Source organism: Acidovorax sp. CF316, assembly GCF_000276605.1.
Classification (GTDB): Bacteria; Pseudomonadota; Gammaproteobacteria; order Burkholderiales; family Burkholderiaceae_C; genus Acidovorax.
Window position 1 is genome coordinate 1 of record NZ_AKJX01000246.1, and the last position, 5,202, is coordinate 5,202.

A 5,202-nucleotide genomic window follows, 5' to 3' on the forward strand; every position below is an offset into this window, starting at 1 on the left:
GGGGGAGCCACTGGCGGTTCAGGTCTTCGTCGGTGAAGCGCGAGGCGTCGTGGCTTTGCGGGTCGAAGCGGTCGAAGGCGCTGAGGTTGCAAAAGGCCAGCGTGAGCTTGCCGCGCGCAGGGCGCAGCCCGGCTTCCAGCAGGCCCTTGAGCGCCCAGGCACCGCACAGCTCGTTGCCGTGCACCAGGGCACTGACCATCACGTGGCGGCCGGGCACGCCCGAATCGAAGTGCCAGACACCTTCGGTGCCGGTATTGCCCGCGCGCCAGGCGCCGATGTCGGGCGCGGGCAGTTCGAAGACCAGGGGCTGGGATGTCGTCGCTGCAGTCATGCCGGTCATTCCTCGATCTTGGCGAACTCGACGATCTTCTTGTACTTGGCCACCTCGGCGGCCAGGTACTGGTCCATGTTCACCGTGGTAGCCGCCACGGTGGAGCCACTGGCCTCCATTTTCTTGCGGAAGTCGGGTGACTGCAGCGTGTCGTTGAGCGCCTTCTTGATCTTGTCGAACACGGGCTTGGGCAGGTTGGCCGGGCCCAGCAGGGCGAACCAGACACCGATGTCCACGTTCTTGAACTGCGGCGACTCGGCCAGGGCCGGGATGTCCGGGGTCGTGGACGAGCGCTTGGCCTCGGTGGTGCCCAGCGCGACGACCTTTCCGCTCTTGATGTGGGGCAGGCCACTGGAGAGCACGAACACCCCGAATTCGAGGTTGTTGCCCAGCAGGTCGTTGGTGAGCGGCGCCACGCCGCGGTAGGGGATGTGGGTCATGAACAGCTTGCCCTGCTCCTTGACCATCTCGCCGGCCAGGTGCAGCGAGGTGCCCACGCCCGAGCTACCGTAGCTGTACTTGCCGGGGTTCTTGGCCACCTTCTGCGTGAACTCGGCCAGGTTCTTCACGCCCGCGCCTGGGGACGCGACCAGCACCAGGGGCTGCGAGGCCACGAGGCCGATGGCCGTGAAGTCCTTGACGTCGTACTTGACCTTCTTGGTCACGAGCTTGTTGATCGCGATCTCGTTGCTCGCCCCGACCAGCAGGGTGTAGCCATCGGGTGCGGCACTGGCCACCTTCTGGGCGCCGATGGCGCCGCCCGCGCCGCCGATGTTCTCGATCACCACCGGCACGCCGAGCTTGGCGCCCAGCTCCTGCGCCACCGCCCGCCCCGTCAGGTCGGTGCTGCCGCCGGGCGGATAGCCGACGACGATGGTGATGGGCTTTGCGGGATAGGTGTCTTGCGCGAAGGCCGGGGCTGCGGCGAAGCAGGAGGCCAGGGCGCACAGCAGTGCGGTGCGGCGCGCGAAGTGGGCGGATTTTTTCACAATGGAACTCCTCATCGGGTGGGGTCAGGGCTTGGTATGTAAGCCATTGTGAGAATGCCGACCGATCCCATTGGTGCTGAAATGGCACCAGGATGTGCCGTTTTGGTTCGCCTTGGCACGCGCTCAGCGCTGTGCAAACGCCTGCCAGAACGCCTCGGCCAGGGGGGGCAGCCGGCGCTTGGGCCGGTACAGGCGCACATCGAAGCGCACCTCCATGCGCGCATCGCCCGCGAGCGCCAGGCGCTGCGCCTTGCAGTCGGCATGCACCAGGGACCACGGCAGCCACGCCACGCCCACCCCGCGCAGCGCGTACTCGTACAGAGCATCGGGCGAATCGCATTCCACCACCCGCTGCAGCCGCGGTGCATGTGGGTGGTTGGCCAGGTGGTCCTCCACCAGGCGGCCCAATGCCAGCTGGGGTGCATAGGCCAGGTAGGCCGCCGCGGCACCGTCGGGGCCGAAGCGGTGCTGCGGCTGGCCCTGTGCGGTGGCGCGCGACACAGGCACCAGCCGGTCGCTGGCCACGGTCACGTGGCTGAACTGCCGGGCATCGAGCCGCACGGCCAGGGCGGTGTGGTGGTAGACCAGCGAGAAATCGGCCTCGCTGCGCTCGAGCTGGGCCACGGTCTCGGCCAGGGAGCCGGTGCGGATACACAGCTCACTGGCATGCAATGCGCGCGGCAGCCGCACCAGCCAGTCGGCCAGCAGGGTGCGCGCCAGGGTACGGCCCGTGACGATGGTCACGGTGCGGGCGGTGCGCCCGGCCATGCTCTGCATTTCTTCGTGCGACTGGGCCAGGCTGCGCGCCATCTGGCCAGCCGTCTCCAGAAAGCGCTTGCCTGCGGCCGTCAGCGTGACCGGGCCACCGCCTTTTTCCACCAGGGGGGTACCGGCCCATTCTTCCAGCGCGCGGATGCGCCGCCCGAAGGCCGGGTGGGTGACATGCCGCAGCTCGGCCGCGCGCGTGAAGCTGCGCTCCTGCGCGAGCACGATGAAATCCTCCAGCCACTTCAGTTGCATCGAGGGGTCCTTGCCGTGAACGCTGTGCCCGTGGGCGCCCGGGCATGCCGCGCGCCGAGGGTTACCGTCAGCCCCGGGCCGCTTCCAGCACCGCCCGGGTGCGCATGGCCTCGGTGCGCGCCGCAGCGGCAAAGTCCTCGCCGCCCGAGGCGTAGAGGATGGAGCGCGACGAGTTGACGATGATCGGCCCGCCCTCACGCAGGCCGGCACGCACGGTGGCGACCGCGTCGCCGCCCTGGGCACCGACGCCCGGGATCAGCAGCGGCAGCGTGGGTGCGATCGCGCGCACGCGCTCGATCTCCTGCGGGTAGGTGGCGCCCACGACCAGCCCGAGCTGGCCATTGCGGTTCCAGGGGCCCTGGGCGAGGCGTGCCACGTGCTCGTACAGCAGGGGCTCGCCCGCGACGCTGGACAGGCGCTGGATCTGCAGGTCGTCGCCCCCGGGGTTGGAGGTGCGGCACAGCAGGAAGGCGCCCTTGCCGTGGTAGGCCAGGTAGGGCTCGATGGAGTCGAAACCCATGAAGGGCGAGAGCGTGACGGCGTCGGCACCGTAGCGCTCAAAGGCCTCCTTGGCGTACTGCTCGGCCGTGGAGCCGATGTCGCCGCGCTTGGCGTCCAGGATCACGGGCACATGCGGAGCATTGGCGCGCATGTGCTGCATCAGGCGTTCGAGCTGGTCTTCTGCGCTGTGCGCGGCAAAGTAGGCGATCTGGGGCTTGAAGGCGCAGGCCAGGTCGGCCGTGGCATCGACGATGGCGGCGCAGAAATCGTAGATCTTGCGCGGATCGCCCTTGAGCGCTGCAGGGAAACGGGTGGGCTCGGGGTCCAGGCCCACGCACAGCATGGAGTTGTTCTGTGCGGACGCGTCGCGCAGCATGTCTAGAAAGGTCATGGGGTCCGATTTTAGGCGGGCCGGGGCACGAAAGCCGTGGTCCGGCTGCGTCCCCCTCTCGTGGGAACCCCTGCGGACGTAAAAAAAGGCCGTCGCAACGGCCTTATTCCAGGGGGGCAAAATGTAACCAAAATGGTTATTTTGCAACTGCACGTTTCTCCAATATCTCGAAAGCCGGCAGCGTTTTGCCTTCCAGCACTTCCAGAAACGCGCCCCCGCCGGTGGAGATATAGCCGACCTGTTTCTCGATACCGTATTTGGCGATGGCCGCCAGAGTATCTCCGCCGCCAGCGATGCTGAATGCGGGCGATTCGGCAATGGCGGCCGCAATCGCGCGCGTGCCATTTTCAAAGGCCGCGAATTCGAACACGCCGACCGGCCCGTTCCAGACGATGGAGCCGGCCGACTTGAGCTGGCTGGCCAGACGGGCAGCGGTCTCGGGCCCGATGTCCAGGATCAGGTCGTCGGCACCGACGTCCGTGGCCGCCTTCACGGTGGCCGGCGCATCGGCCGAGAAGGCCGTGGCCGTCACCACGTCGGTGGGGATCGGCACGTCGGCGCCGCGCGCCTTCATCGCGGCCATCACGGCGCGGGCTTCCTCCACCAGGTCGGGTTCGGCCAGGCTCTTGCCGATGGGCAGGCCGGCGGCCAGCATGAAGGTGTTGGCGATGCCGCCGCCCACGATGAGCTGGTCGACCTTGTCGGCCAGGCTCTTGAGGATGGTGAGCTTGCTCGACACCTTGGAGCCGGCCACGATGGCCACCAGCGGCCGCTGGGGCTGCGCCAGGGCCTTGGTCAGCGCGTCGATCTCGGCCGACAGCAAGGGGCCAGCGCAGGCGACGGGCGCAAACTGGGCGATGCCGTAGGTCGTGCCCTCGGCGCGGTGGGCGGTGCCGAAGGCATCGTTCACGAAGATGTCGCACAGGGCGGCCATCTTGCGCGCCAGCTCTTCCTTGTTCTTCTTCTCGCCCACGTTGAGGCGGCAGTTCTCCAGCAGCACGATCTGGCCGGGGGCCACGCTCACGCCATCGACCCAGTCGGAGACCAGGGGCACCTCGCGGCCCAGCAGCTGGCCCAGGCGCGCGGCCACGGGAGCCAGGGTGTCCTCGGGCTTGAACTCGCCTTCGGTGGGGCGGCCCAGGTGGCTGGTGACCATGACGGCAGCACCGGCGTCCAGCGCCAGCTGGATGCAGGGAATGGAGGCGCGGATGCGCGTGTCTTCGGTGATGGCGCCACTGTCGTCCTGCGGCACGTTCAGGTCGGCACGGATGAAGACGCGCTGGCCTTGGGCCTTGCCCTGGGCGCACAGATCGGAGAAGCGGAGGATGTTCATGAAAGAAGGGTTCCTGGATGGGGCACTGAAGGCCGCCATTTTAAAGGGCCCGCCCTGGCCCCCTCCCGGCGCCTACCAGCCCCAGCCGATGTGCAGCGGCAGGTAGACCACCATGCCCACCACGATGGTGCCCAGGATGCCGCGTCTCCAGAAGTAGTAAGCACTCGCAAACAGAACGGCCGGCAGGCGCGCGTCCTTGAACGTGTCCAGCAGCTCGCCCTGGGTCATGAGGATCTCGGGCGCGATGACAGCCGTGAGCGCGGCCAGCGGCGCGTACTTGAGGCCGCGCTTGAGCCAGTCGGGCAGGGGCAGCTCGCGCTCGGGAATCATGAAGAAGGCACGCGACACCACGGTGATGATGGCCAGCCCGAGGATGGCGATGGTGATCTCGATCCAGTGGCCGCTCATGGGTGGCGCTCCTCGCGCAGCGGCACCACATCGCCGTCCTTCATGTGCTGGCGCTCCTCGGGTGGCATTACGCTGTTGGCGGGTACCAGCAGCATCTCGGGGTGGCGGTTCTTGCGGCGCCGGTCTACCGCCTCCATCATCAGGCCCACGGCCACGGCGGCCGCAATGGCCACGAGGATGTTGAGCTTGAGCGGCAGGGCGAACGCGGCCACGGCGGCCGTGGCCGCCA

6 protein-coding genes and 1 pseudogene are annotated in these 5,202 nt (G+C 68.0%); all 7 read right to left on the reverse strand.

The window, feature by feature from the left end:
• On the reverse strand, positions 1-331 hold a 331-nt coding region (locus PMI14_RS28565; protein WP_007860167.1), incomplete at its 3' end, for a succinylglutamate desuccinylase/aspartoacylase family protein.
• 5 nt (positions 332-336) lie between these two features.
• On the reverse strand, positions 337-1,320 hold the full coding sequence (locus PMI14_RS28570) for a tripartite tricarboxylate transporter substrate binding protein (RefSeq protein WP_007860171.1): 984 nt from the start codon (positions 1,318-1,320) through the stop codon (positions 337-339).
• A 123-nt stretch (positions 1,321-1,443) separates the two neighbouring features.
• Positions 1,444-2,340 carry a LysR family transcriptional regulator gene (locus tag PMI14_RS28575; RefSeq protein WP_007860173.1) on the reverse strand — a complete coding sequence of 299 codons (897 nt, stop codon included), beginning with the start codon at positions 2,338-2,340 and terminating at the stop codon, positions 1,444-1,446.
• A 67-nt stretch (positions 2,341-2,407) separates the two neighbouring features.
• Positions 2,408-3,232 carry an orotidine-5'-phosphate decarboxylase gene (gene pyrF / locus PMI14_RS28580; RefSeq protein WP_035206222.1) on the reverse strand — a complete coding sequence of 275 codons (825 nt, stop codon included), beginning with the start codon at positions 3,230-3,232 and terminating at the stop codon, positions 2,408-2,410.
• 136 nt (positions 3,233-3,368) lie between these two features.
• Positions 3,369-4,565: a phosphoglycerate kinase gene (locus PMI14_RS28585; RefSeq protein ID WP_007860176.1), complete on the reverse strand. Its 1,197-nt coding sequence runs from the start codon at positions 4,563-4,565 to the stop codon at positions 3,369-3,371.
• 72 nt (positions 4,566-4,637) lie between these two features.
• Positions 4,638-4,973, reverse strand: coding sequence for an AzlD domain-containing protein (locus PMI14_RS28590; protein ID WP_007860177.1), 336 nt, complete (start codon positions 4,971-4,973; stop codon positions 4,638-4,640).
• Positions 4,970-5,202 (reverse strand): annotated as a pseudogene (locus PMI14_RS28595) (branched-chain amino acid ABC transporter permease); the annotation flags it as partial. The gene PMI14_RS28590 and the pseudogene PMI14_RS28595, both read right to left, overlap by 4 nt.